We start from the raw sequence: 26,194 nt of genomic DNA, 5'->3' as shown, positions 1-26,194 counted from the left end.
TTTAATTCCGACTTCTGACTTCTGGCTTCCGACTTCATCTAATATATTCTTTCAACACGCTATTACGGTTGGGATGGCGAAGTTTACGTAAAGCTTTTGCTTCGATTTGACGGATTCTTTCGCGAGTCACGTTAAAGATCTGACCTATCTCTTCTAGCGTTTTCATTCGACCGTCATCTAAGCCATAGCGCAAACGCAACACGTCTCTTTCCCGTGGGCTGAGACTATCCAAAACTTTTTCTAAGTCTTCGCGCAATAAATTCTTAGAAACCTGATCTTCTGGCGTTTCTCCATCCGATTCAATAAAATCGCCCAGTCGGGAATCTTCTTCCTTACCGATGGGCGTTTCTAATGAAATTGGTAGCTGAGCTGATTTAGCAATAAACCGCAGCTTTTCAATTGTCATTTCCATGCGGGTAGCAATTTCCTCTTCGGTTGGCTTGCGACCCATTTCTTGCGATAGCAATTTAGTGGTTTTTTTAATGCGGGAAATAGTTTCGTAGAGGTGGACTGGCAGGCGAATAGTACGAGATTGATCGGCAATAGCGCGAGTAATTGCTTGGCGAATCCACCATGTAGCGTAGGTAGAAAACTTATAGCCTTTTTCGTGGTCGAACTTCTCAGCTGCCCGAATCAAACCTAAAGAACCTTCCTGAATCAAGTCTTGGAACGACAGCCCGCGATTCATATATTTTTTAGCGATCGAAACCACTAGGCGCAAATTTGACTGCACCATCTTGTCCTTAGCCCGCCGTCCGACGTGCAAACGATAGCGAAATGCAGGTAAATTCTGCTTAACTGCTTCCGCCCATTCACTGTCTTGCGGTTCGCGATCTAATCGATCGGATAACTTTTCTCGAATTCGCTCTAGTTCTAGTAAATCGGCAATTTTTCGTGCTAATTCAATCTCTTCGTCTGCCCGCAGGAGGCGAATTCTACCGATTTCTTGTAAGTAAAGGCGAATCGAGTCTTCGGTATATTGTTTTTTCTTTGTTTGCGTCCGCCGACGGGTTTTTCCACCTTTCCCAGGCTTAGCGTCATCCTCGTCAGGCTGAACTTCTAAAAATCCGTCACTATCATCTACTTCTAAGCTTTGTAACTCTTCTGCTTCTTCTAATGAAAAGTCAAAATCACGCTCGAAATCAGACTGGCGAGCCATTTGGGGTTCAGACTGTTGAATATTTTCGAGTAGTACGTTGTTAGCCTGGTTCATGCCGCGTTCCTCATGCTCCTTGATTCAACAAACATTTAGTCACTTAAAAATTGCTCTCATTGCATCAGCTAGCGACTGGCTGCAAAAAGATTCTCTGTCGGGAAGATTCATGGGCAGATCCGAACGATATGGTGGTAGGATTCTTGCCTGAAAACATACTTTGAGATTAACCGATTGGTCTAAAATAAGCTCTGCTCAATTCAATAGACATAGCCTTGGATAGATGCACCAATAGCTATTTATCTCTTAGGTAATGAAGACCGTTCCGATTGTAGCCTGTTTCACAAAATTTGGGCAGATTTAGTGTTCTAATTTTGAAGTCAGAAGGTCAAGACAAGTTCAATCGTTTCCCAATTTGTATTTACACCTACGAATTACATCTTAAATTTGTCTTCCGTAATCTGGAGAAAAATCGCGTAGATCTACCCAGGTTGCAGAGTGCAAATTGATGGTGAAGTGCAATGCTTAGTAGTGTAAGACAACAGGAGCAGAGCATTTTTTGTCATTGCGTGTTTTGCGAGGAAAAATAGTCTAGACCACCTATTCAGCCTTGTTTAGTCGTTCATGTGTCCCCTAAGCGCGATTGACAATAGTAGTACCAGTAACTCTGCACTGGTGCGGAAATAGGTTTTGGCATTTTCCAAAACATCAAACTTACCACTTAGTGCAAATGTTCTAATTTTGATTGAGATGCAACTGATTCGATCGTCAATCATAATCACAAGTTAACTGAGGTTGTACGGATATTTCAACCTACGTGTTCTTGACAAACTAATAAACTTTTCTCTGTCATTGTAATTAATACTGAAGGCAGATGACAGCTTCCCTCACGAGAAATTCACTAAATTTGTGTCAAAAAGATCGATCGCCACTAGTTAAAGAAGACGAAAAACCTTGACTCGTAAGGGATAGAGATTGTTGCCACAAGGTATCGATCGTGACCAATTCGTAACCCATGCTTAACAATTGAGGAATTAAGAGAGCAGCAATATCGGCAACATCTGCACCACCACAAGCACCATCATGCAGTACGATCAGCGAACCGTTTTGTACCTGCTGCATGACCCGTTGAACGACAACAGCCACCCCAGGACGAACCCAATCTTCAGGAACCACACTCCACATTACGGGTCTGTAGTCCCATTGATGTAACAAGTTTAAGGTTTGAGGCGTAAATAAACCATTTGGCGGACGGACATCACGCACGCGAGCAGTAGGCAAGTCACAAGCAGTCGCGATCGCCTCTTGGGTAGCTACCAGGCTGTGTTGCAATTCGGTAGGTGTCAGCATGGGAAAAGAGCGATGATCGTAGCCGTGATTACCGATCCAATGTCCTCGTTGGTAAATTGCTTTGGCAAGCTCAGGAGAGCGTCGAACGCAAGCACCCAGCCAAAAAAAACTAGCAGGGATGGCATAGCGGTCTAAAACTTCTAGTAACTTAGGCGTATGGGAAGGATGGGGACCATCATCGAAAGTCAAAGCAATCGAGCGGGCGCGATCGTGACCAGACCACAAGCAACTAGGAAACGACGGCTTGAGAATTCGATACATTAGGGGTAAGAAGGGCGCTAGCTGCATTAATGAGGGAGTAGGGAGTAGGGAGTAGGGAAAGTTAAAAGTCAAAAGTCAAAAGTTAAAATTTCCCGACTCGCTGATAACTGATAACTGATAACTGATAACTGATGAGCAATTCTTGGTATCGACTAATGGTAGTGGGGGGTGCGATCGCGATCGCCCTAAGTGGTTGTTCTAATCTAACAATTGACCAATACGAAGCTACTGCAAAAACAATTTACACTTGGCAAGTCAAGTATGCCATCGACCTTAATAACAAATCACCTCGATTTGAAACTTTTGCTTCCACGTCCTTAATCAATCGTAATGGAATTAAACCAATGGGTGCGGTGACTGGTCCCGACGACCGAGGACTGTGGTGGGCGGCTCTACCGCCACGCCCTACAGTAGATGAGGTAGAACAAAGAAAGAAATCGGGTGAACGAGCGAGTACTCCAGAGTTAATCAAATCTGTGGAGTATCAATTTAGTTATCCCCAAGGCGATCGCCAAGTATCTTTACCGACAAACTATCAAGTCTATCGCCAAGTGGTCAAAGCTTACCCCACGCGCACGCCCCTAAAACTGACTTTGGGAGTCACCGATAAATCAGTAGAAAAAGCAGAACCCGTGAATCAGTGACTAGTTATCAGTGACTAGTGACTAGTGGCTGGTGGCTAGCTACTTGCAAATGACCCATGACCAATGACCAATAACAAATTATGTTTTTACCACCTGGATTTGAACAGCGTTCTGTGATGACCTCTCTAGGCAGAATGGTTTACTATACCGATGCTGGAGAACCTTGGTTGAAAGATGGAGCCGATAATACTGACAAACCAACTCTCGTTTTCATACATGGTTTTGGTGGCGGGTCTTCAGCTTACGAATGGTCGAAGGTTTATCCGGCTTTTGCGGCTGAGTATCGCATCGTCGCACCCGATTTAATTGGCTGGGGACGCTCTGAGCATCCAGCACGGAGTTATCGCGTTGAAGATTATCTCACGACGATCGCGGAATTTTTAGAACAGACTTGTCAGGGTGCGGTGACAGTTATTGCTTCCTCCCTGACAGCAGCGATGGTCGTTAGAGTAGCGATCGCTCGTCCAGAATTATTTCAGTCTTTAATCTTGACTACACCTGCCGGACTATCTGATTTTGGCGAAAACTATTCCCGTAGTTTCTTTGCCCAGATCGTCAGCGTTCCCATTCTCGATCGCCTACTTTACAGCACGGGAGTTGCTACGAGTAACGGGATTCGTAGTTTCTTAGAACAGCGCCAGTTTGCCCAACCCAATCGGATTTATGAAGAAATAGTCGCTGCTTACCTCGAATCTGCGACTCAACCAAACGCTGAGTACGCCGCCTTATCTTTTGTCCGTGGCGACTTGTGCTTCGACTTATCTCTCTATATTCCCCAACTGACCGTTCCTACAGCCATCATCTGGGGACAAAAATCTGAATTCACTTCCCCAGAAATCGGACAGCGATTTGCCCAGATCAATCCTCAAGCCATTAAAATTTTTCAAAAATTACCAGAGGTCGGCTTGACACCACAGCTAGAACTTCCAGCCGTAACAATCGGACTGATTCGGCAATTTTTACCTTCCTTAACTAGCTCTGTAGCTGCTGTTGTATAAACTCTTTACGGATGCAAATTCTTGCGTCTCCACTCTCAATTCCGAATTCTCATTCATCCTTTTTCTGGAAATCTTAGAGCGATGACACCACCAGTAAAATCATAGTTAAAGCCTTCTAGCTGAGCAGGAATGCCAATTTTAAGTTTGCTGTTACCAATAACTGGACCATTTTTGGTTAATTGAGCGTTGCCTTCTAAAGTGACGACCATATCCATGATGTATTGATTTTCGCGTGGATCGGGCAAAACTTTCACGGAGCCATCAGGTTGAGGTACGAGGGTGGTTCTCGGTAGTTGTTTAACAGCTTTCACGCCTACCTGACCGTAAGGCTGATTGCGGATAATGATGTTGGTTTTTCCACCTGGCTTTAGTCCCTGCTCAAATAGCTGTTGCGGATCGCGCACGCTCAAACCCCGCACAATCACATCAATTTCTACAGGTTTGGTAGTCACGCCAATTTGCGCTCCCGAAGTGCCAGGGAAGAAAAAGATCCCCACCACTACCAAGAAGATGACTAAAGCTGCTCCGATATCGAGGAGACTAACCTTACCAAATAAACGCCCTTGGGAATCTAAAATTTTCATACTTAGAGGAAGAGACGAGGGAACAAGGGGAAACAAGTCAAAAGTCAAAAGTCAAAAGTCAAAATTAACTGGTTGCTGGTCGCTGGTCAATGAAAGGGTAGCACGATTCTACTGCGATGAGAGATATTTTACGATTTGAATAGACAAGAATCGGGGAGACTATATTTCTTCCCATTGTCCCCCTTGAACCACGGAGTCCCCTTTCTCATTCCCAGATATGGCAACCAAAAGCTTTTTTGCCCGTCTATCATTACAGCAAGTTTAAAAATTTTTCCGTCTTTCAAACAACAATTCCCGGCGATGTTCAACCTATTCTTTTCGTTCTCTCGTCGCATCCAGCGTCGCTGGCTTTATCCGCTCATATCACTATCAGTAGTCATCGGCTTACTGATCGGTTCGGCTGGCTTGGCAAAAGCCATTTCCTGGTTCGATCTCATTCAACAGGGAGCGCAAATCATCCAACTGTCTGATGTTTCTGAGGAAGAGGAAGTCGAGTTAGGCAAGCAAATTAACCAACAGATGGTTGGGAAAGAATTTCGTCTCTATCGCAACGCGAGCGTCAATCGCTATGTAGAACGGGTAGGAGAACGGGTAGCCGCCGAGAGCGATCGCCCTAATCTTCCTTACCAGTTTCAAATTGTAGATAATAACAGCGTCAATGCCTTTGCTACGGCTGGGGGTTTTGTCTACGTCACCACCGAATTGCTGCGTACTGCCGATAACGAAGCAGAATTAGCGAGCGTACTAGGTCACGAAATCGGTCACATTACCAATCGTCATTTGATTAAGCAAATGCGTAGCACGGCGATCGCCGGGGGACTGGCAACTGCGGCTGGCTTAAACCGTAACCGAGCTGTGGCGATTGGTGTCGATCTGGCTTTGCGCCGTCCTAATAGTCGTAAAGATGAGTACGAAGCAGATACGACAGGGCTAGAGATTTTAGGACGAGCTGGCTACAATCGAGAAGCAATGGTTTCTTTTATGGAGAAATTATTGAAGAAAGGTGGTTCCACACCTGCTGTTTTGAGTACTCACCCAGCCACTCAGAGCCGTATTGCCAGACTCAGAGAAGCGATCGATTCTCAAGCGGCAGATGAGGGCGATGGGTTAGATAGCGCCGCTTACAGAGCTAGAATTCGCCCGCTATTACGTTAATTTTTATTTGTAGAGATGTTCGGTAGAGTGTCTCTACAATCTTGCTAATACCTGGGCGGGATTGATGCGGATTGCTGCTTCTGACAGAGGCAATGTCCGAACTAGCTTATCGTAGACATCGACTTGATAAACAATCTGATTGTTGATATCAACTGCTGTGAGCCAACCGCTTCTGGGATGATAAGCACCAGTATCGATATCCAACCAACCTTGTCCTTGGGCAAGTTCTCCAGGGCGTACTCCTGGTAGGGTAAACGTGATTGTATGACCGACAATAATGAGTTTGTTTTCAAAGAAGGGCTGCTTCATGCTGTGGAATTCCTGCCGCACCCAACAAAATTGTTCGACTGACTGCTCTTCCAAGGGAAGCCTGGGATCGAGTCCAGCATGAGCTAACCAAATATCGCCTAAGTCGAGGTGAGTAGGCAAGGTTTGCAGCCATTCGATATGATCGCGAGGAATAGTGGCTGTTTTGTAACTGCTTAAAGTCTCATATCCGCCGCTATAAAGCCAAGCTTGGCGAATTTGATTGGAAGCGCGTTTAGTCAACACATCTAGCAGCATTTGTTCGTGATTGCCAAGCAAACAATAGTAAGGACTTTGCTTGACAAAATCAACGACTTGTGCGCTTTGCGGTCCGCGATCGATTAGGTCTCCCAAGAAATAAACTTCATCGGCTGCGCCAGGGGCGATCGCCTCAAGCAAAATCATCAGTCCGTCATAGTGACCGTGCACATCACCGATAATAATGCGACGTTGGTGCGCTGCGCTCATAGAAGTTTTGGGTTAACAATAATACCGCTTGTTGATTCCAGCCTATCTGTACTCAAGGAGATATTGGTTAAAGAATGGGTGAAGAATGTTTGAAAAATATTAATCTTTCATTTTAATTATGGCTTAAGCCAAAAAAATCAGCTCTAGTGAAATTAAGTAAGTATGAATGTAGCCGATTTAACATTCGCCAGAATTAACGCTCTAGTCGTCCCAACCACTGAGGATTGGGTAGAACAAGCGATCGCTAACTTGGATACCATCTTATTGGATCATTCCCAATGCGAACGCAAAGCAGCTGGGGTAGCTCTAAATTTAATATTTCGTTACCCTTCGAGCCAAAAATTAGTTCGATCGCTAACAGCGATCGCCCGGGAAGAATTGGAACACTTCGAGCAGGTGAACCAATGGTTGGAACGGCGGGGAATTCCTCTAGCACCTTTAGCACCACCTCCTTACGGCGCGGGGTTAAAGGCGCAAATTCGTGCCAAAGAGCCAGAACGGATGTTGGATTCTTTGCTCGTCTCTGGTTTGATTGAAGCTCGCAGTCACGAACGGTTAGGACTTTTAGCCACCCATTGCCCAGAACCAGAGCTAGCTAAATTTTATCGCGGTTTGATGGCTTCGGAAGCTAGACATTTTGGGACGTATTGGATTTTGGCAGAGACTTATTTCGATCGCGCTGTGTTCACCCAAAGACTAGAAGAATTAGCTGTAGTAGAGAGTCAGTTATTATTAACTTTACATCCTCAACCGAGGATACATAGTTAGTTGGTCATTGGTCATTGGTCATTCGTCATTTGTTGCTACTCCCGATTCCCGACTCTCGACCCCGACTTCCTCATTACCAGTTATGCAAGCTATTTACAAAGATTTTCTCATTCGCGATTGGCAAACAAGCGATCGCAATCTGGTGGCGACAGTTATTGGTTCTGTGTTGGCAGAATATAGTTTGGATTGGGAACCTGTAGGTGCTGACCGAGATGTGTTGGAGGTCGAAAATTATTATTTAGCCATCGGTGGTGAGTTTTGGGTAGTAGAATCCCAAGGTCAAATCGTGGGAACGGCTGGCTACTATCCTTTCCATCGCGGTGAGAAAGCTGTAGAAATTAGAAAAATGTATCTTCTACCCCAAGCTAGAGGGTTGGGTTTGGGGAGATTTTTATTACAAGAGTTAGAAAAAGCGATCGCAGCTAAGGAATTTCGACAAATATGGATCGAAACCGCTAGTGTTTTAGTAGAAGCCATCAAACTATACGAAAGCAGTGGCTACCAACCTGCAACAGGGGTAGAAACAGCACGCTGCGATCGCATTTATGTCAAAAATTTGTAGAGACGTTACACGTAACGTCTCTACAAAAACTAAATCAGCGATCGGTGTTTATTCTGGTCACTGGTCACTGGTCACTGGTCACTGGTCACTGTTAAAAAGCATCCTGCAATTCGTAGAAGTCTGGGGAGACATAATCTTTACGTAAGGGAAAACCAACCCAATCTTCAGGCATGAGCAGCCGTTTCAAATTTGGATGTCCTTCATAGACGATGCCAAGCATATCGTACGATTCTCGTTCTTGCCAGTCTACTGCTTTCCAAATCCAGTAAACCGAAGGTACGCGGGGGTCTTCTCTAGGCAGAAAAACTTTAATCCGCACTTCCTCTGGTCTGTCAGCATTATCGCTCAGCTTGATTAAATGATACATGCTGACTAAATCTTGTCCTGGACCAGAATCGTAGCCGCACTGACACTGAAGATAGTTAAAACCATAAGCATAGAGTGCTGTGGCGATCGGTAGGAGAAAATTGCGATCGACTTTGATAATCTCCACACCTAAGTGGTCTGGCTCCATAACTTCATGATCGAAGCCATTGTCCTTCAACCACTTAGAAGTCTTTCCAGCTTCAACAATTTTTGTTTGTTCAGCAGGTACGGGTTTAGTCTCTTCTTTTATTTCTTCCTCAGCCACGGTTCACCTCCTCTTTTTTGGCAGCTGATTGCAGGGCTGGTGGTATGGGCATACCAATTGCCTCTGCCAGCTCCTTCGGCGGCGCTTGCCGTGCAGCAACCTGTAAATATTTACCATCGCTGATAGGTGGTACAACCTTCATGCTATGGGTCGTGCTGTAATAGCGGTGAGTTTGCTTAATCGGAGTCCGCTCTTGCATCGACTCGTTCGCAATTTTCTTGCGTAACTTGATGATGGCATCGATGATGGCTTCTGGGCGAGGAGGGCAGCCAGGTAAGTAAACATCAACAGGAATCAATTTATCGACACCCCGTACAGCAGTAGGCGAATCCACGCTAAACATACCACCAGTGATGGTACAAGCACCCATAGCAATCACATACTTAGGATTAGGCATTTGCTCGTAAAGCCGCACCAACTGCGGAGCCATCTTCATCGTGATCGTGCCAGCGGTGATGATTAAGTCAGCCTGACGGGGGCTAGAACGGGGGATGAGTCCGAAGCGATCGAAGTCAAACCGCGAACCAATCAAAGCTGCAAATTCGATAAAGCAACAAGCCGTACCGAACAACAGAGGCCACAAACTAGAGAGTCTAGACCAGTTATAGAGATCGTCAACTGTAGTGAGAATGACGTTCTCAGATAGTTCTTGAGTAACTGAAGGGCGCTCGATTGGGTTAATGATACGTTCTTTTTGTCCGGCTGGATCGATATTTAAGACCATTCCAAAGCTCCTTTACGCCATGCATATACAAGGGCAACAACTAAGATTGCAATGAAAATAAGGGCTTCAATAAAAGCCAAAAGACCGAGGCTGTGGAATGCAACTGCCCAAGGATAGAGAAATACTGTCTCTACATCAAAAACCACGAAGACCAGCGCAAACATATAGTAGCGGATATTGAACTGAATCCAGGCTCCGCCTATGGGTTCCATGCCTGATTCGTATGTCGTCCGGCGTTCTGGGCTGCGTCCGCTCGGTCGGAGGAGCTTAGATGCAGAAAGGGCAAGCGCTGGAACTAAACTACAGATTAAGAGGAAGCCTAGTAAATACTCGTAGCCGCTAAGAACAAACACGATGGATAATTACCGTTGCTAGAGTCAATAGTTTTGTTATCTGTCTTTACATATTATATATATTTGGGTTTCACGCACTAGCAAAACCTAACTCTTGACATCATTCGATTCAGTTCTACTCGTGATTGAAAAAATCTATGCATGAGTTAGGGATGAGGAGTGAGGAGCGAGGAGTGAGGAAAATTCGGAATTTGTAACAGAGAGTGGTGCATGTTAATCAGTCACTGGTCACTGGTCACTGATAACTGCTCCCTTACCCCTTGTAGAAGAAGTCATTTCGCGTCATAATTTTTAACATGATTTTAAGTTTTGCGCCTCTACTTTCTCATTTGCCTTACTATGAGCGAACCAGCTATTGATACCCAAGCGCTAGACCGCTATGAATGTCGGGCTTGCGGCTATGTGTACGAACCCGATCGCGGCGATGATAAGCACGATATTGCCCCTGGCATACCATTTGCCGAACTATCTTCTACTTGGCGATGTCCAGTTTGTGGAGCGCGTAAAAACGCATTTGCCAACATTGGTCCAGTGGGACAAGCCTCTGGCTTTAAGGAAAATCTCAGCTACGGGCTTGGCGTAAATCAGCTCACTCCAGGTCAGAAGAACATTTTGATCTTCGGTGCTTTAGCATTAGCCGTCTTGTTTTTTCTCAGCCTATATGGGTTACAGTGAATCTGCTGTCAGGCAAGCTTGGTGCAGACGGCGATCGCTAAAGCCATCTATCTGTATGCTGACAAGTAGATAGGCTTTCATTCGACCTATCGGCATACTGAAATATTCTTACAATACATTCAATTTGTTTAAGTAGAGCACGTAAAATCAGCATGTTTTCACCGTTAAAATTTTGGCAAAAGATTGTTGTCCTCGTAGCAGTCGTCTTGCTGTGCGTCGGCTGTAGTAGCGTTCCCTCTACTAGTTACAATCCTTGGGAGGTAGTTACTTTACCAACGGATGTTAACTTGCAAGATGTTGGCTTTACGGAAGATACCCAACATGGCTGGTTAGTAGGGAATAAATCTGCTTTATTTGAAACTAAGGATGGTGGCAAAACCTGGCAGCAGAAGAGCTTGGATTTAGGTGACAAAAACTTTATTCTGTCTTCCGTGAGCTTTTCCGGTCAAGAAGGATGGATTGTGGGCGAACCATCTTTACTGCTACATACAAATGATGGTGGCGAAACTTGGTCGCGGATTCTTTTAAGTGAAAAGCTACCAGGTAACCCAAACACAATTGTGGCGCTGGGTCAACAGTCAGCGGAGATGACTACAGATGTAGGGGCAATTTACCGCACTACTGACGGGGGTAAAAACTGGAAAGCAATGGTACAGGAAGCCGTAGGCGTGCTGCGAAACGTGGCACGTTCTGAAGATGGTAAGTACATTGCTGTTTCTGCTAAGGGGAATTTCTATTCAACCTGGGAACCAGGTCAAACGGCATGGCAAGGTCATAACCGGAATAGTTCCCGTCGCCTGCAAAATATGGGATTTGGTAAAGACGGGCGTGTCTGGATGCTGGCACGAGGCGGTCAAGTGCAATTTACTAAGGCAGATAATACAGAAGAATGGGAAGAAGTACAAAATCCAGAGTTATCTACTAGTTGGGGATTGCTAGATTTGGCTTATCGGACACCTGAAGAAATTTGGGTGACTGGTGGCAGTGGTAATCTACTTTGCAGTCCAGATGGCGGGAAAACTTGGCAAAAAGATCGAGGCATAGAATCAGTTCCCTCAAATCTTTACAAGATCGTCTTTCTTTCTCCAGAGAAAGGATTTATTATCGGTCAGCGCGGAATTTTGCTGCGTTATCAAGGTCAAGCAGAATCGGCTTGATGTATTTGGAGAGTCGGGAAGAAAGAGACAAGGGAGACAAGGAAGAGGGGGAAGACAAGGGGGACAAGGGAGCAATTCAAAATTCAAAATATAAAATTCCCTAACACCCCACACCCCACACCCTATTTGCCACTGGCTACAGATAGCTGTCAACTGTCAACTAATTATCAAATGTTCACACCCATTCTTTACTCCCGACTAATCGCTAACTACTGGTCAAGGTTTCGTATGATAATGAGTAAGAAAGTAATGGTTCTTAATGGAGGAAGATAAATGTCAGGAACGACAGGTGAGCGTCCGTTTTCGGATATTATTACCAGCGTGCGTTACTGGGTGATTCACAGTATTACTATTCCAGCTTTGTTTATCGCTGGCTGGTTATTCGTTAGTACTGGTCTTGCCTATGATGTATTTGGGACACCCCGACCAAACGAATACTATCCTCAAGAACGGCAAGAGTTGCCAATCGTGAGCGATCGCTTTGAAAGCAGAAAGCAAATCGAAGACTTTATAGGAAAGTAGTTTGAAATGAATACCAATCAAGTCAATCAACCAATTCAATATCCAATTTTTACCGTCCGCTGGCTAGCAGTTCACACCTTAGCTGTACCAACAGTATTTTTCTTAGGTGCGATCGCTTCTATGCAATTCATTCAGCGATAGGAGAAGTTTATGCCATTAGAGAGATCGAAAAACCCTAATAACCAGCCTGTAGAATTAAACCGGACTTCCCTATACTTGGGTTTGCTGCTAATATTCGTGCTGGGCATTTTGTTTTCTAGTTATTTCTTCAACTAACTAGATTCAAGGCTGTTGTCTTTAATTTATCTAACTGTGTAATTTAGGTAGGAGAAAAAGCTGTGTCTGGAAGTGGAAGAATACCCCTTTGGGTTGTAGCAACTATTGCTGGTTTGGGCGTGATTGTCGTTGTTGGAACATTCTTTTACGGTTCTTACACTCATTTAGGTTCCTCGTTGTAAGAACTTGCAAAAGTTAAAAGTCAAAAGTCAAAGGTCAAAAAGCTGAAATACGAGGCTTTTGGCTGATTTTCAGCGATCGCTTGATCTTTGCAATGCTGAAATAGCTAGCTGAAGTTTTTCGCGCTCGCGTTTACCGTTATTGACTATAATGCTAAAAAACCGCTTACCTAGACTGGATAAGCGGTTTTTTAGTTAGGGATTCAGAAACATTGCCTAGTTAACAGAGTTAATTCGGCATTCCGAATTCTCTAGATCCCTGAGGGGTCTTCACGCTCAATGTAGAGAAACAACAAAGCCATTGCTATGGAAGGAAATACTAGAACCGTCAGCGGAACTAGGATTGATGGTAAAAACGATGCTGAAAACATATTGCTAGATTCCTTATGAATATAAGACTACAACCAAAAACGAATTTACTGCAATTTGCGATCGCTGCGGCATTTTCTAAAAATTTTTAACAATAGTGAAGTAGGATTAAGCGCCTCTCAGCAAAGTACTAGAGGTCGCGATCGCCACAATTTCCCCATTTAAGTATTTCCGAATACTTTTATTCTGGCATTTTTTTGTATACAGTATACTTAAATAAATTTAATTAGATAGCGCGATCGCATTGGTCAAGCACTTTTATGCAGCCCAGTGGCTGACTCGTCTAAGATCGATCGCGAAGTCACTTTTTAACAAGCGGATTTAGAAAGTGCAGCAATTATCACCAGAACGCTTAATTTTAACCATCAATGGCGAAACAGTCCGCCTGAAAGATGTCTCACCTACGACAACGCTGTTAGAGTACTTGCGACAAAGCGGACGCATTGGTACGAAAGAAGGGTGTGGCGATGGCGACTGCGGGGCTTGTACTGTTGCCATTGTAGGCGAAGGCGCGGATGGAAAACCCCACTATCAAGCAGTCAATAGCTGTCTTATCCCCTTAGGTGCAGTAGCGGGAAGAGAAATTATTACTGTAGAAGGGGTTGCCAACGGACAGTTACATCCAGTCCAAGCCGCAATGGTAGAAACGGGTGGTTCTCAGTGTGGCTACTGCACCCCTGGCTTTATTATGAGTATGTTCGCTGCCTACTACGATCGCCAAGTTGACGATCTAGTCATAGAGGGGAATTTATGCCGTTGTACGGGATATTTGTCAATTCGCCGTGCTGCCCAACAAGTCATGCAAATGCAGCCACCCAGCGATTGTTTCAGTCAGAAACTAGCACAAGCAACAACTCAAGTCAGTCAAATTAGCTACAGTTGTGAGAACCAAAAATTTTATCGCCCGACGCAGTTACAGACAGTTTTAGAATTACTGCAACAGTATTCTGACGCTATCTTAGTCGCAGGGGCAACAGATTTAGGACTGGAAATGAGCCACCATAGCAAAAAGTTTCCAGTGCTGATTTCCTTAGAAGCGGTAGCAGAATTGAAAACTCTGACAAATATACCAGAATTGGTGGAAATTGGGGCAGCAGTGCCGTTGAGTCAGATTGAAGATAACTTGCGCGGTGTCTTTCCAGCAATGGATGAGATGCTGCATTGGTTTGCGGCACGTCAAATCAGAAATCGAGCCACACTAGGAGGTAATATCGGTACAGCTTCACCAATTGGCGACTTGCCTCCAGTATTACTCGCTTTAGATGCCCAATTACGTATAACTGGGAGTGGAGGTGAAAGAATTCTTCCCTTAGCAGATTTCTTCAAAGGTTACAGAAAAACAGATTTGCAGCCAGGAGAAGTCATCGTCTCCGTTCAAATTCCCAAAAACATTACACCTGGTGCGACTCGCCGCTTGAGTCAGTCTTATAAAGTAGGCAAACGCGGCACGGACGATATTAGTATTGTCGCAGCTGCATTTACAATCGATCTAGGCGATCGCAACCAAATCGAACACGCCAGACTCGCATATGGCGGAGTTGCTGCAACACCAGCCAGGGCAATAGCAGTAGAATCAACGTTAATTGGCAAACCTTGGAATGCTGAGACGGTAAAACAAGCAAAACAAGAATTGAAACAAGCCTTTACGCCGTTGACAGATTTGCGAGGTAGCGCCGAATATCGCAAGATGTTGGTTGCCAACTTGTTTGAGAAGTTTTTTGTGGAAATTGGTAATGGGTAATGGGTAATGGGTAGTTGTTAGTGATTTTGACTTTTAACTTTTAGCTTTTGACTTCCTTATCTTTACGCCTCTGCGTCTTTGCGCGACCAAAATCACATAACCTTGAGAGGGACGAGATGACAGTAGGGAAAACAAGAAGCCACGAAAGCGCCGCCGGACACGTCAGCGGCAAAGCAATTTATACTGATGACCAACGCTTACCAGCAGGGATGCTTTCCCTCTACCCCGTACTATCTCCCCACGCAAAGGCACGAATTACAAAAATCGATCCTGCTGGCGCATACGAAATCGATGGTGTCGTCACAGTCATCACAGCCGCAGATGTACCAGGCGTAAACGATACTGGAACAATTGTCTACGATGAAATCTTGCTTCCCGACGCGGAAATTAGTTACTACGGACAAGCAGTAGTTTGGGTAGCAGGAGAAACCGATGAAGCTGCAAGACTGGGTGCAGAAAAGATTGTCGTCGAATACGAACCACTAGAACCAATTCTGACGATAAAAGACGCGATCGCAGCACATAGCTTTCATCTTAAACCGAGAGTTATCAAGCGGGGCGATCCGGCAACAGCTTTACAGCAGGTAGATTCCTATCTTGAAGGTGAAATGGCAATGAACGGTCAGGATCATTTCTACCTGGAAACCCATGCGAGTTGGGTCATACCAGATGGGGAAGGTAATTATCAAGTTTATGCTTCTACCCAGCATCCCACAGAAACACAAATTGTTGTTTCCCGCGTGTTGGGAATTACTAAAAATCAAGTTGTCGTCACTTGTATCAGAATGGGTGGCGGATTTGGCGGAAAAGAATCGCAGGCAAATCCATTCGCAGGTGTAGCCGCGATCGCAGCATATAAAACAGGTCGTCCGGCGCGGGTAAAATTAAAACGTCACCACGATATGATTTTGACGGGCAAGCGTCACGGATTTTTAGGACAGTATAAAGTTGGTTTTACCAATGAGGGCAAAATCGTTGCTTTGGATGTAGATTTATACGCCGATGGTGGCTGGAGTTTGGATTTATCTCCTCCCGTACTTTTGCGGGCAATGTTACACGTAGATAATGCTTATTACATTCCCCATTTAGCAGTAAAAGGACAAATTGCCAAAACTAATAAAGTTTCTAATACGGCATTTCGAGGCTTTGGCGGTCCCCAAGGCATGGTAGTTATTGAGGATATTATGGATCGGGTAGCGCGGTATTTGGGTTTACCGCCGGAAGTGGTAAGAGAACGCAATTTCTACCACGGTGAAGGGGAAACGAATACCACTCATTACGACCAAGAAATTTTTGATAACCGCATTACTAAAGTTTGGCAACAGGTAAAAGATAGCTCGAATTTTACCGCACGTAGAGAGGCGATCGCGCAGTATAACCAAGCTAGTGCCTATAAAAAACGCGGATTGGCAATTACTCCGGTAAAATTCGGGATTTCCTTTAATAAAACGCAATACAACCAAGCAGGCGCATTAGTCCTTATCTACACCGACGGTAGCATTCAACTGAATCACGGTGGTACGGAAATGGGGCAGGGATTGCATACTAAAATGTTGCAAGTCGCCGCCCAAACGTTAGGGGTAAAGATCGAACGCTTGCGGATCATGCCTACGAGTACGGAAAAAGTACCGAATACCTCTGCTACGGCTGCTTCTAGCGGTGCAGACTTAAACGGACAAGCGGTGAAAGATGCTTGCGAAACGCTGAAATCTCGGCTGGCTGTGGTGGCGGCTGGGTTATTAAAGTTGGATACACCCGAAGAGATGGTATTTGCTGACGATTGGATTTATTGTCGCACTTACCCTTCAGCGCGAGTTCATTTTGAAGAAGTGACAAAACAAGCGTATGGCGATCGCATTAGTCTTGCTGCTACAGGATATTATCGCACTCCCAACATCTATTGGGATGATGCGACGGGTAAAGGCAGACCGTTTTATTATTTTGCATATGGGGCGGCGGTAAGTGAAGTTGAGGTAGATGGCTTTACAGGTAACTTTAAGTTACGACAAGTTGACATCGTGCATGATGTGGGAGAATCTTTAAATCCTCTGGTCGATCGCGGACAAATTGAAGGCGGTTTCGTGCAGGGAATGGGTTGGCTGACGATGGAAGAGTTGGTGTGGGATGAGAAAGGACGCATTCGCACTTATGCACCGAGTACGTATAAAATCCCAACAATTGGGGAAATACCGGAAGATTTCAATTTACATTTGCTAGAACGGGCAGCTCAAGATGGAGTAATTTATGGTAGTAAAGCTGTCGGCGAACCTCCGTTAATGTTGGCGCTTTCGGTACGGGAGGCGATTCGGGCAGCAGTGGCGGCGTTTGGGAATACTGATTGCGTTCCTCTGGCTTCTCCTGCAACTCCTGAAGCTATTTTATGGGCAGTTGAATACGTCCGCGATCGCACTGCGGTTGCTGTGGAGGCAGTGGGGGAACCGCAGCCTGTTTCGGGTTAGGATTGAATTTTGACTTTCAACTATGGTGTTACTCAACGATTTAACTCAACGTCTACAGGCTGACGATCCAGAAGAAAAACGGATTGTTACTGGAGTGAGTTGGCATCATTACGAAGCCTTAGTCGCCGATTTAGGCGATAATTCTGGCTATCGGGTTGCTTATTTAGATGGAGTTTTAGAAATTGTGTCGCCCAGTCGCCGTCATGAAAAGGGAAAAACTCGCATTGGAGATTTACTACTAATTTACTTTTTAGAAACTGATACAGAGTACTTTCCCACGGGTTCTACGACTTTTCGCAAGGAAGAAAGCCAAGCAGGGGCAGAACCAGATGAAAGTTATTGTATTGCTACTGAAAAAGATTTTCCTGATTTAGCTATTGAAGTAGTAGTAACTGGCGGTGGAATTAATAAATTAGAACTTTATCGGCGATTGGGCGTGCGAGAAGTTTGGTTTTGGCAAAATGAAAATTTCTATCTTTATTACTTACGTGAAGAAACGCCCGATCGGTTTCAGCAAAATTTTGGTTATGAAAGAATAGAACGAAGTGAAATATTACCAAATTTAGATATTAGTTTATTGGCTGAATGTCTTAGTAACTCCAACCCTTTAGCCGCAGCAAAAGATTTTCGCCAAAGACTGCGATCGCAATTTGGTCAAAACTAGCTTTAATTCCAGCTTATATATGCTTTCAGTGCCTTGGCAATAACAGCACGATCGCTATTGTGCTGAATTTCAAATAATTTTTCTGCTTGTTGTAAATGGATGATTGCCTTTTTTCGATTCAGCCATTTATTAATATAGTAGCGTAGATAACCTAAGCTAAGATGAGCTTCTGCATCATCAGGATATAAATTTAAGTGCTGTCGCAAGCGATCGATTTCTTCTTCTTGTAAATAGCGCCATGAAAATAGTTCTGAGTCTACTTTTTCTAAAATTTGCTGAGGTAAAGTTGGACTAGGTGCTGGCGATCGCACTAAGAAATAAGGTATGTTGAGGAAATTAGCAACTGCTGTTGCGAAATCTATAGCATTCTGATATTCACCATTAAATCCGCTGAGATAAATACACCAATAAATTGATTTCAAAATCAACCTGGGATAGTAACTTATTTCTGAATCTGCTGCATTTCCACTAGCAGTTTCAATCTCAATTCCTAAAATTAGCTCTAAAGGAACCTCAATTATTTGTGTTTTTGACATTCTTAATCGAGCATCTTTTTGTAGATAGATACAATTTTTAGATTTGTCAAAAGTACAGGGAGTCACTTCAAAACTTCGTCTGATAAAATACAGAGTAAAAATAGAAAATAGAAATTCTAAAATTATACTTAAAAAGATTAAAGAAATATGTTTATCCTTGACAAGAAATAAACCAAGCAAGCAGGAGTAAATCCCACCTATTAAGAAAAACACACTAATCGTTACTGCCCGCCAGATTGGTTCTTGAGAACAAAAAATCAGTTTATTTGTGCTTTGTTCAAGAACTTCAATGTAAGCCATCGTGCTGTAAATCAGATAAGTTGAAACGAGATCTAAAATAACTTAACTACTTATATACATGTATCTGCATTAAATATCTGCCTTAAATACAAGGCGCGATCGCACTACTTAACTATCAGGATGCAGATTTCTCTCTAGCACCTTAAACTGAGTATAGGTATGTCAGCAATTCTGCCCCAAAAGATTATTTACTCAGCATGGTTTCTACTTCCTTAAATCCTCTCACAGTCGATCGCTCTCGTATTCGTTCGGATATTCAAGCATTGCAAGCGCAATTGGTAGAATGGCGGCGGCGGCTGCATCAACGTCCAGAATTAGGATTTAGGGAACACCTCACATCTGAATTTATTACCCAAAAGTTGCAAGAATGGGGCATCGACCATCAAACGGGAATAGCCAAAACAGGCATCGTAGCTACAATCAAGGGTAAAAAACCTGTAGGGGCGCACAGCTGTGCGCCCCTACTAGCCATTCGCGCCGATATGGATGCCTTACCCATCCAAGAACAAAATGACGTGCCTTATAAGTCGCAACATGATGGTGTAATGCACGCTTGCGGACATGACGGACATACCGCGATCGCATTAGGGACAGCATACTATCTTTCTCAGCACCAAGAAGATTTTGCGGGTACTGTAAAAATTATCTTTCAACCAGCAGAAGAAGGACCAGGCGGCGCAAAACCTATGATTGAAGCGGGAGTGTTGAAAAATCCCGATGTCGATGCAATTATCGGTTTGCATCTGTGGAATAACTTACCTTTGGGTACGGTTGGAGTAAGAAGCGGCGCGCTAATGGCGGCGGTAGAACTATTCGATCTCAAAATTAAGGGGAAAGGCGGACATGGTGCAATGCCGCATCAAACAGTAGATGCAATTCTCGTCGCCAGTCAAGTTGTGAATGCCTTACAAACAATTGTGGCACGAAATGTCGATCCAATTGATTCTGCTGTCGTCACAGTAGGAGAATTTCATGCTGGTTCTGCCCATAACGTAATTGCAGATTCAGCCCATCTGAGTGGCACAATTCGTTATTTTAATCCTAAATATGATGGCTATTTTGGTCAACGATTTGAACAAATTGTTGCAGGTGTTTGTCAAAGTCAAGGTGCGACATATGAGTTAGATTACTGGCAATTGTATCCGCCTGTCATCAATAATTCAGAAATAGCGAATTTGGTGCGATCGCAAGCTGAAAAAGTTGTAGAAACGCCCCTTGGAATTGTGCCGGAATGTCAGACAATGGGTGGTGAAGATATGTCATTTTTCCTACAGGAAGTTCCAGGGTGTTACTTCTTTTTAGGTGCTGCTAATCTTAGCAGAAACTTAGCTTATCCTCACCATCACCCGCGATTTGATTTTGATGAAACTGCTTTGGGTATGGGAGTAGAAATCTTTGTACGTTGCGTGGAAAAATTTTGCAGTTGAAAGCTGTCTTTTCACCTTAAATGAGACTGCACCGATTCCGGTTGTACGAGTCGTTGGGGAGAACTCCAATCGGGGCGTAAATTCTTTGCTTTGCGTAAATAAGGATGCCAAACCTGGACTTGATTAGCAGGAAGATTTGCGTGGATTAAGCAGCGGATGCAACGTTCTAAACTACCTTCTACATGCATCTGCTGTACGTCAAGCATGGCTACACAGTCCCAGAAAGGGCGCTTGCGGGCGATCGCAGCGGGAAAAATGGCATCGAGGTCGCGAGTGACAGTAAAAGTGACGCTGACAATTTGAGTCGGATCTAGCTGATTCTTCATCTCCAACTCGTCTAACATTTCTGTCACGGCTTCGTCAATTGCCTGCACCGTATTTTCTGTAACGGTTGTTGCCCCACGAATTGCTTTTAATCGCCACTCCACGCTCAATTCCTCCTTAAATTAAATTAACCAAATAGTTGTTTGTGTTGATGAGTGGCTAGTGGTTGGTGGCTAGATTCTTATTCCGATCTAGTCACTAGTCGCTAGCCACTAGGATCTAGAATCAGCCAAAATCATCTCAATTACGGACGATATAGCCACAAAGGTAAGCCGCTGGTAGATAGCTCAAACTCTAACCAATCTACCCCAGTTAATAAACCAGATGCTACCGTAGACTCCCTAGAAAGCAATCGCTGCAATGGTGGCTTGCGTTCTTCTAGAGTGAAACACTTGGTTTTTTCAGGATCGAGTCCGACTAATTCTGCTGCCCAACGACGGGCATCTTCTTCAGTTCCCAACCGATCCACAACGCCTAATTCTAAAGCTTGCTGTCCGGTGAAAATGCGTCCGTCAGCAAAGCTTCTGACAGCCTCTTCTGTCAAATTGCGCCCTTCAGCCACAGATTGAACGAATTGCCGATAGCTGGTATCGATCAATTCTTGCAAAATATGTTGTTCTGGTTCTGTCAATTCGCGATCGAAAGCCAAAATATCTTTATAGGGACCGGATTTGATCGTTTTGAACGAAACACCAATCTTATCTAGCAAGCGTTCTAGGTTGTTACCCCGCAGAATTACCCCAATACTACCCGTAATCGTACCTGGGTTTGCCACAATATGACTGGCTCCCATGCCAATATAGACACCGCCAGAAGCAGAGATATTACCAAAACTGGCAACAATTTTGATTTTTTCTCGCAGTCGTTTTAAAGCACTATAGATTTCCTGAGAGTCTCCTACCGTACCGCCAGGGCTATCAATGCGGAGTAGTAAGGCGGGAAAGCGTCTTTCTTCTACAGTTTTGAGGGCTTCTAGAACTCTTTTGCGCGTCGCACTCGCGATCGCCCCAGTAATTTCTAGCCGTGCAATTTGTTTGCGAAAAGGGGTTTTAAACAGCCGTAGCATGTACAGTTATATACCAGACGTAACTCAATTTAGACTTTAAGCATAGAACATTTTTTCTCTGTAGATTTCTGTTACAGTGCGTGGCGATCGCTTCACAAAAATACATAATCGATTAAGATCGGAGAAATGTCATCTTCTCCCCTGTCAGCCACCCCATGCATCTGAAACTGACTGAATCAAGATTACCCTTTGCCTCCGTACTATTAATTGCACCCTTTTTCCTCTGGGGAACAGCAATGGTAGCAATGAAAGGCGTTATCCCCCATACGACACCTTTATTCATGGCAGGAGTAAGGCTGTTACCTGCTGGCGTATTGGTATTAGGTGCAGCAATGGCGATGGGTAGACCTCAGCCTAAAGGATGGGCGGCGTGGTTGTGGATTAGTGTATTTGCCTTAATTGATGGATCGCTGTTTCAAGGCTTTTTGGCAGAAGGTTTAGTTAGAACTGGGGCGGGCTTAGGATCGGTCATGATTGACTCCCAGCCTCTAGCTGTGGCTTTAATGTCGAGTTGGTTATTTGGCGAACGAATCGGTTTATGGGGATGGCTGGGATTGATGTTTGGCGTACTGGGGATTAGTTTAATTGGCTTACCAGACGATTTAATTCTCAACCTATTTTCTGGCGAGATTTCTTATTCCTGTACGGGCGCACAGCTGTGCGCCCCTACGACGACAATAAACGCCCTCTTCCAAAGCGGCGAATGGCTGATGTTACTCGCAGCCCTATCAATGGCTGTTGGTACGGTAATGATTCGTTACGTCTGTCGCCATGCCGATCCAGTGTCAGCAACGGGATGGCATATGATTATTGGTGGAATTCCCTTATTTGCTCTTTCTGCGGGGTTAGAGGCTGGGCAATGGGCAGATATTAGTTTATCTGGGTGGATATCGCTAAGTTATGCCACGATTTTTGGTAGTGCGATCGCCTATGGGTTATTCTTCTACTTTGCCTCTAGCGGTAACCTTACCAGTCTTAGCGCCCTTACCTTTCTCACGCCTGTATTTGCCCTCTTATTTAGTAGCTTAATTCTCTCCGAAGTTCTCAGCCCCATCCAGTGGACGGGCGTTTCTCTCACCTTAGTTAGTATTTATCTCGTCAATCAGCGAGAGAAATTAGAACAATTGTTTCAGAAATCTACAGCCAAAGAGTCACATCTATCCGAATCGGAAAAAGTTTTGGAAACAGCAAAGTCCGTACCTGTTCCTATGAAAGAATCAGAGTTATGAAAGTCAAAAGCTAAAAGTCAACAGTTAAAACTGAGGAGTCAGGAGTCAGAAGGATGTAGAGACAATCTCTGCTATGCGCTATTCACTCATGACCAACTACCAACTACCAACTACCATTGAAACTATTATTTATCTCTACTTCCGTGGGACCCCTCGGCACAGGATTGGGAGGTGGAGTAGAATTAAGCCTGTACAATATCGCTCAAGAAATGATAAAGCGGGGGCATACGCTGCAAATTCTTGCCCCCCAAGGGTCGAAACTTGAGTCGATGCCAATTGTAGAAATTCCTGGTAATCTACAAGTTATTGCCCAGAACCAGGAAAGAAATGCACCCATTACTATGCCGGAAAATTCTGTCTTGGCGAATATGTGTGAATATGCAAGACAAGTAGAGAATGAGTACGATTTAATTGTCAATTTTGCTTACGATTGGTTGCCATTTTATCTCACATCATTTTTTAAAACTCCCATTGCTCATTTCGTCAGTATGGGTTCGATTTATGCTGCAATGGATGAAATTGTGGCACGAGTTGCAGAGCAATTTCCAAGGACGATTGGTTTCTACACTCCTTCTCAAGGAGAAACATTCTCTTTTGTAGGGGCGAGTGATGCGCCTATATATTATCTCAGTAGCGGTATAGATTTATCTTTATACGAGTTTTGTCCTCAACCCCAAAACCAATTAGCTTGGCTAGCGAGAATTGCCCCAGAAAAAGGTTTAGAAGATGCGATCGCCGCAGCTCAAATTGCTAAAATCCCCTTAAAAGTTATGGGGAAAATTCAAGATGAAGACTATTGGCAGCAAATTTGTCAAACTTATCCCGATGCACCTTTTGAGTATTTAGGGTTTCTTTCGACAGCAAAAATGCAGCAAGAATTGCGTCAGTGTCGGGCAATGTTAATGACTCCCCGCTGGATAGAAGCATTTGGTAATGTAGCAATTGAAGCCTTAGCTTGTGGCGTACCAGTTATATCATATCGCCGTGGGGGACCCGCCGAAATTATTCAAGATGGGAAGACGGGGTTTTTAGTCGAACCAGATAGTGTAGAGGGTTTGGTAAATGCGATCGCGCGTTTAGATGAAATTAATCGCTATACCTGTCGTCAACAAGCCGAAGCTGAATTTTCTTTAGAGGCGTTAGGCGATCGGTTTGAGCAGTGGTTTAGAGAGATTTTGCAGTTATAATTCTTCCCATTAAATCTGTCTTAGTTATTTACCCGATCGCATCCCTCCCAGCTATATTTTACGCTAACTACAGTTTCGTTATATGCAGCAATGCCTATTTGCCAACCACCATCACCATTAAAACCAGGAGATTTATTAAAAGTCATTGCCCCTAGTGGTGCTTTAAGAGAAATGGTAGCATTTGAACGGGGTGTAGAAATATGGCGATCGCGTGGTTATCAAGTTAAAGTTAGTCCTATAATCGGCGACACTTTTGGATATTTAGCCGGAACCGATGCAAGCCGTCGCCAACAACTCCTCGATGCATGGCAAGATCCCGAATGTCGCGGTATTCTCTGCGCAAGGGGTGGCTATGGTGGAATGAGGATTTTGGAAGATTGGACGTGGACGGTTGGTAGGGGCGCACAGCTGTGCGCCCCTACATCATTACCCAAATGGCTGATCGGTTTTTCCGACATTACCGCTTTACTCTGGAGTCTCTGCAAAGAAGGAATTTCAGGAGTTCATGCACCTGTATTGACGACGCTAGCAGGAGAACCAGATTGGTCTATACAAAGATTATTTGATTGGGTAGAAGGTCGTCCCCTACTGCCTCTCCAGGGTACGGGTTGGGGTGGTGGCGTGGTGACGGGTGTGCTGCTACCAGCAAATCTGACTGTTGCGACTCATCTCCTGGGTACGTCGATTCAACCAAATTTTGATGATGTTATTCTTGCCTTAGAAGATGTTACCGAAGCACCGTATCGGATCGATCGCCTGTTGACACAATGGCGTTTGAGCGGTGCATTTACTAAAGTTAAAGCTATTGCTTTAGGACGTTTTAGCCGTTGCGAAGCACCAGCAAATATTTCCAGCTTAACTATAGAAGAAGTATTATGCGATCGCTTAGGGGATTTAAATCTTCCCATAGTTTCAGATTTACCCTTCGGTCACGATGGTTGCAACGCCGCTTTACCAGTTGGTGTCTCTGCAACTTTAGATGCAGATAAGGGTCAGTTGACAGTGGAGAGTGGTGCGTGAAAATACCTCTCGCCAATTACCAATCACCAATTACCATTCTAAATTTGTCAAGAATCCATCAGACAAGCAAGTAACTGTAAATTTGCTTACAAATAACGCGACACAATTACTGATTCGATCTTTAAATATTACAGGACTTACGCAGTCGATCCCCCAACCCCCTTTCTAAGGGGGCTTTGAGTCCCCCCTTTCTAAGGGGGGAACCAGGGGGGATCGAGATCTTAGCTTTCAAGTGCGTAACTCCTGTATTAAACATTCGCTCTAGCAGAGATAGATCTATGGTTAGTACTGCCAGTGAGAAGTTAGCCAATGAAAAATCAGTAGTATTTGGTGCTTGTCCCCACGATTGTCCCGATACTTGCGCGATGTTGGTGACAGTTGAAGACGGTCGCGCTACTAAGGTAGAAGGAAACCCAGACCATCCCTTTACCCGTGGTACGCTCTGCGGCAAAGTGAGCGATTATCTAGATCGAGTTTATAGTAGCGATCGCATTCTCTATCCGATGCGGCGCGTCGGTGCGAAAGGTAGCAGACAGTTCGAGCGCATTTCTTGGGATGATGCTTTAGATGAGATTGCCAGCCGCTTTGGGCAAATTATTGACGAATATGGGGCTGAGGCAATTATGCCCTGTAGCTATCTCGGACATGAAGGTTTGCTGAATGGCTTAACTGTGGGTGATGCTTTCTTCAATCGCTTGGGTGCAACTATTAGCGAACGTACCTTCTGCGCTTCCTGCACCAGTACCGCTTACATGATGACTTGCGGACTAACTCACGGTACTGACCCCGATACATTCAAGCATTCTAAATACATTATTCTTTGGGGCTGTAACGCTCTCAGCACTAACGTACATTTATGGTCATTTATTCAAGAGGCACGTAAAAACGGGGCAAAATTAGTCTCAATTGACCCGGTGCGCACTCGTACTGCAAATCAGTCAGACTGGCATATTTCCTTGCGTCCAGGTACGGATGGGGCTTTGGCTTTGGGAATGATGCACGTGACTGGTTCTACTCTAGTTTGTGTTTGACCGGTTTTCCGGTTCCACGACCATTCAGGGACGAGGCAATCAGAAAATTTCGCAACCAGTTGTCGTGGTAGCGAA

General features: G+C 44.5%; 30 protein-coding genes and 1 pseudogene. 20 read left to right on the top strand and 11 right to left on the bottom strand.

Features of this window, described 5'->3' with window-relative positions; genetic code table 11:
• Window positions 1-34: 34 nt before the first annotated feature.
• On the bottom strand, window positions 35-1,213 hold the full coding sequence (rpoD, locus tag H6G17_RS03920) for an RNA polymerase sigma factor RpoD (RefSeq protein ID WP_192154350.1): 1,179 nt from the start codon (window positions 1,211-1,213) through the stop codon (window positions 35-37).
• Between rpoD and H6G17_RS03915 the strand changes: the two genes are divergently transcribed.
• A complete protein-coding gene (locus H6G17_RS03915; RefSeq protein WP_192154348.1) occupies window positions 1,212-1,364 on the top strand; it encodes a hypothetical protein in 153 nt (50 codons plus the stop codon). The genes rpoD and H6G17_RS03915 overlap by 2 nt on opposite strands.
• Window positions 1,365-2,065: 701 nt before the next feature.
• Here the strand turns inward: H6G17_RS03915 and H6G17_RS03910 are convergent.
• Window positions 2,066-2,791 (bottom strand): polysaccharide deacetylase family protein, encoded by a 726-nt coding sequence (locus H6G17_RS03910; RefSeq protein WP_192154346.1) that lies wholly within the window; start codon window positions 2,789-2,791, stop codon window positions 2,066-2,068.
• Window positions 2,792-2,895: 104 nt separating this feature from the next.
• On the opposite strand from H6G17_RS03910, the gene H6G17_RS03905 reads away from it, so the two are divergent.
• The gene (locus tag H6G17_RS03905; RefSeq protein ID WP_192154344.1) at window positions 2,896-3,408 is read left to right on the top strand and encodes a hypothetical protein; all 513 of its coding nucleotides are present in this window, start codon (window positions 2,896-2,898) and stop codon (window positions 3,406-3,408) included.
• Between the two features lie 80 nt (window positions 3,409-3,488).
• Window positions 3,489-4,406, top strand: coding sequence for an alpha/beta hydrolase (locus tag H6G17_RS03900; RefSeq protein ID WP_192154342.1), 918 nt, complete (start codon window positions 3,489-3,491; stop codon window positions 4,404-4,406).
• A 53-nt stretch (window positions 4,407-4,459) separates the two neighbouring features.
• Here the strand turns inward: H6G17_RS03900 and H6G17_RS03895 are convergent, their stop codons facing one another.
• The gene (locus H6G17_RS03895) at window positions 4,460-4,990 is read right to left on the bottom strand and encodes a DUF4330 domain-containing protein (RefSeq protein WP_015154017.1); all 531 of its coding nucleotides are present in this window, start codon (window positions 4,988-4,990) and stop codon (window positions 4,460-4,462) included.
• 300 nt (window positions 4,991-5,290) lie between these two features.
• Between H6G17_RS03895 and H6G17_RS03890 the strand changes: the two genes are divergently transcribed.
• On the top strand, window positions 5,291-6,145 hold the full coding sequence (locus H6G17_RS03890) for a M48 family metallopeptidase (protein WP_192154340.1): 855 nt from the start codon (window positions 5,291-5,293) through the stop codon (window positions 6,143-6,145).
• A gap of 33 nt (window positions 6,146-6,178) precedes the next feature.
• Here H6G17_RS03890 and H6G17_RS03885 read toward each other — a convergent pair whose 3' ends face one another.
• Entirely contained in the window at window positions 6,179-6,919 is a 741-nt protein-coding gene (locus H6G17_RS03885; RefSeq protein WP_015154015.1) for a metallophosphoesterase family protein, read from the bottom strand.
• Between the two features lie 162 nt (window positions 6,920-7,081).
• Between H6G17_RS03885 and miaE the strand changes: the two genes are divergently transcribed.
• Together miaE and H6G17_RS03875 are read left to right on the top strand one after the other, a co-directional pair.
• Window positions 7,082-7,687, top strand: a complete 606-nt coding sequence (miaE, locus tag H6G17_RS03880; protein WP_192154338.1) for a tRNA isopentenyl-2-thiomethyl-A-37 hydroxylase MiaE — start codon at window positions 7,082-7,084, stop codon at window positions 7,685-7,687.
• Between the two features lie 82 nt (window positions 7,688-7,769).
• Window positions 7,770-8,249 (top strand): GNAT family N-acetyltransferase, encoded by a 480-nt coding sequence (locus tag H6G17_RS03875; RefSeq protein WP_192154336.1) that lies wholly within the window; start codon window positions 7,770-7,772, stop codon window positions 8,247-8,249.
• 91 nt (window positions 8,250-8,340) lie between these two features.
• On the opposite strand, the gene H6G17_RS03870 is transcribed toward H6G17_RS03875, so the two are convergent.
• Genes H6G17_RS03870 through ndhC form a run of 3 tightly spaced genes read right to left on the bottom strand, consistent with a single transcriptional unit; the run spans window position 8,341 to window position 9,957 of the window.
• Window positions 8,341-8,865 carry an NAD(P)H-quinone oxidoreductase subunit J gene (locus H6G17_RS03870; RefSeq protein ID WP_192154654.1) on the bottom strand — a complete coding sequence of 175 codons (525 nt, stop codon included), beginning with the start codon at window positions 8,863-8,865 and terminating at the stop codon, window positions 8,341-8,343.
• Window positions 8,866-8,872: 7 nt separating this feature from the next.
• The gene (gene ndhK, locus H6G17_RS03865; protein ID WP_192154334.1) at window positions 8,873-9,604 is read right to left on the bottom strand and encodes a photosynthetic/respiratory NAD(P)H-quinone oxidoreductase subunit K; all 732 of its coding nucleotides are present in this window, start codon (window positions 9,602-9,604) and stop codon (window positions 8,873-8,875) included.
• Window positions 9,595-9,957 (bottom strand): photosynthetic/respiratory NAD(P)H-quinone oxidoreductase subunit C, encoded by a 363-nt coding sequence (ndhC, locus tag H6G17_RS03860; protein WP_015154010.1) that lies wholly within the window; start codon window positions 9,955-9,957, stop codon window positions 9,595-9,597. The genes ndhK and ndhC overlap by 10 nt, the downstream gene beginning before the upstream one ends.
• Window positions 9,958-10,296: 339 nt before the next feature.
• On the opposite strand from ndhC, the gene H6G17_RS03855 reads away from it, so the two are divergent.
• The 6 genes from H6G17_RS03855 to H6G17_RS33880 all read left to right on the top strand — a co-directional run bounded on the left by H6G17_RS03855 (window position 10,297) and on the right by H6G17_RS33880 (window position 12,769).
• Complete coding sequence (locus H6G17_RS03855) at window positions 10,297-10,632, top strand: rubredoxin (protein WP_192154328.1); 336 nt, start codon at window positions 10,297-10,299, stop codon at window positions 10,630-10,632.
• A gap of 152 nt (window positions 10,633-10,784) precedes the next feature.
• Window positions 10,785-11,789 (top strand): photosynthesis system II assembly factor Ycf48, encoded by a 1,005-nt coding sequence (locus H6G17_RS03850; RefSeq protein ID WP_192154326.1) that lies wholly within the window; start codon window positions 10,785-10,787, stop codon window positions 11,787-11,789.
• 273 nt (window positions 11,790-12,062) lie between these two features.
• Window positions 12,063-12,311 (top strand): cytochrome b559 subunit alpha, encoded by a 249-nt coding sequence (psbE, locus tag H6G17_RS03845; RefSeq protein WP_039716502.1) that lies wholly within the window; start codon window positions 12,063-12,065, stop codon window positions 12,309-12,311.
• Between the two features lie 6 nt (window positions 12,312-12,317).
• Entirely contained in the window at window positions 12,318-12,452 is a 135-nt protein-coding gene (psbF, locus tag H6G17_RS03840) for a cytochrome b559 subunit beta (protein ID WP_015154006.1), read from the top strand.
• A 9-nt stretch (window positions 12,453-12,461) separates the two neighbouring features.
• Window positions 12,462-12,587 carry a photosystem II reaction center protein L gene (locus H6G17_RS03835; protein ID WP_015154005.1) on the top strand — a complete coding sequence of 42 codons (126 nt, stop codon included), beginning with the start codon at window positions 12,462-12,464 and terminating at the stop codon, window positions 12,585-12,587.
• A 62-nt stretch (window positions 12,588-12,649) separates the two neighbouring features.
• On the top strand, window positions 12,650-12,769 hold the full coding sequence (locus H6G17_RS33880; protein WP_015154004.1) for a photosystem II reaction center protein J: 120 nt from the start codon (window positions 12,650-12,652) through the stop codon (window positions 12,767-12,769).
• Between the two features lie 248 nt (window positions 12,770-13,017).
• Here H6G17_RS33880 and psaI read toward each other — a convergent pair whose 3' ends face one another.
• A complete protein-coding gene (gene psaI / locus H6G17_RS03825) occupies window positions 13,018-13,137 on the bottom strand; it encodes a photosystem I reaction center subunit VIII (RefSeq protein WP_192154324.1) in 120 nt (39 codons plus the stop codon).
• 326 nt (window positions 13,138-13,463) lie between these two features.
• On the opposite strand from psaI, the gene xdhA reads away from it, so the two are divergent.
• The 3 genes from xdhA (at window position 13,464) to H6G17_RS03810 (ending at window position 17,999) form a co-directional block, all read left to right on the top strand.
• Window positions 13,464-14,876 (top strand): xanthine dehydrogenase small subunit, encoded by a 1,413-nt coding sequence (gene xdhA / locus H6G17_RS03820; RefSeq protein WP_192154322.1) that lies wholly within the window; start codon window positions 13,464-13,466, stop codon window positions 14,874-14,876.
• Window positions 14,877-14,992: 116 nt separating this feature from the next.
• Window positions 14,993-17,335: a xanthine dehydrogenase molybdopterin binding subunit gene (gene xdhB / locus H6G17_RS03815; RefSeq protein ID WP_192154320.1), complete on the top strand. Its 2,343-nt coding sequence runs from the start codon at window positions 14,993-14,995 to the stop codon at window positions 17,333-17,335.
• A 22-nt stretch (window positions 17,336-17,357) separates the two neighbouring features.
• Window positions 17,358-17,999, top strand: coding sequence for a Uma2 family endonuclease (locus H6G17_RS03810; RefSeq protein ID WP_192154318.1), 642 nt, complete (start codon window positions 17,358-17,360; stop codon window positions 17,997-17,999).
• A gap of 2 nt (window positions 18,000-18,001) precedes the next feature.
• Here H6G17_RS03810 and H6G17_RS03805 read toward each other — a convergent pair whose 3' ends face one another.
• Window positions 18,002-18,535, bottom strand: coding sequence for a hypothetical protein (locus tag H6G17_RS03805; protein WP_192154317.1), 534 nt, complete (start codon window positions 18,533-18,535; stop codon window positions 18,002-18,004).
• A 497-nt stretch (window positions 18,536-19,032) separates the two neighbouring features.
• On the opposite strand from H6G17_RS03805, the gene H6G17_RS03800 reads away from it, so the two are divergent.
• A complete protein-coding gene (locus H6G17_RS03800; protein WP_192154315.1) occupies window positions 19,033-20,262 on the top strand; it encodes a M20 family metallopeptidase in 1,230 nt (409 codons plus the stop codon).
• An 11-nt stretch (window positions 20,263-20,273) separates the two neighbouring features.
• On the opposite strand, the gene aroH is transcribed toward H6G17_RS03800, so the two are convergent.
• Complete coding sequence (aroH, locus tag H6G17_RS03795; protein ID WP_192154313.1) at window positions 20,274-20,690, bottom strand: chorismate mutase; 417 nt, start codon at window positions 20,688-20,690, stop codon at window positions 20,274-20,276.
• A gap of 140 nt (window positions 20,691-20,830) precedes the next feature.
• On the bottom strand, window positions 20,831-21,652 hold the full coding sequence (sppA, locus tag H6G17_RS03790) for a signal peptide peptidase SppA (RefSeq protein WP_015153997.1): 822 nt from the start codon (window positions 21,650-21,652) through the stop codon (window positions 20,831-20,833).
• Between the two features lie 155 nt (window positions 21,653-21,807).
• On the opposite strand from sppA, the gene H6G17_RS03785 reads away from it, so the two are divergent.
• The 4 genes and pseudogenes from H6G17_RS03785 to H6G17_RS03770 form a co-directional block, all read left to right on the top strand.
• Complete coding sequence (locus H6G17_RS03785; RefSeq protein WP_192154311.1) at window positions 21,808-22,881, top strand: DMT family transporter; 1,074 nt, start codon at window positions 21,808-21,810, stop codon at window positions 22,879-22,881.
• A 116-nt stretch (window positions 22,882-22,997) separates the two neighbouring features.
• Window positions 22,998-24,068: a glycosyltransferase family 4 protein gene (locus H6G17_RS03780; protein ID WP_192154309.1), complete on the top strand. Its 1,071-nt coding sequence runs from the start codon at window positions 22,998-23,000 to the stop codon at window positions 24,066-24,068.
• A gap of 90 nt (window positions 24,069-24,158) precedes the next feature.
• Window positions 24,159-25,088 (top strand): LD-carboxypeptidase, encoded by a 930-nt coding sequence (locus tag H6G17_RS03775; protein WP_192154307.1) that lies wholly within the window; start codon window positions 24,159-24,161, stop codon window positions 25,086-25,088.
• A gap of 278 nt (window positions 25,089-25,366) precedes the next feature.
• Window positions 25,367-26,092, top strand: a pseudogene (locus H6G17_RS03770) (molybdopterin-dependent oxidoreductase); the annotation flags it as partial.
• Between the last annotated feature and the right edge of the window lie 102 nt (window positions 26,093-26,194).

The sequence above is a fragment of the Chroococcidiopsis sp. [FACHB-1243] genome (assembly GCF_014696895.1).
Lineage (GTDB): Bacteria > Cyanobacteriota > Cyanobacteriia > Cyanobacteriales > Chroococcidiopsidaceae > Chroococcidiopsis.
The sequence above is the reverse complement of the archived record's forward strand: the minus strand, read 5'-3'. Positions and strand labels throughout refer to the sequence as shown.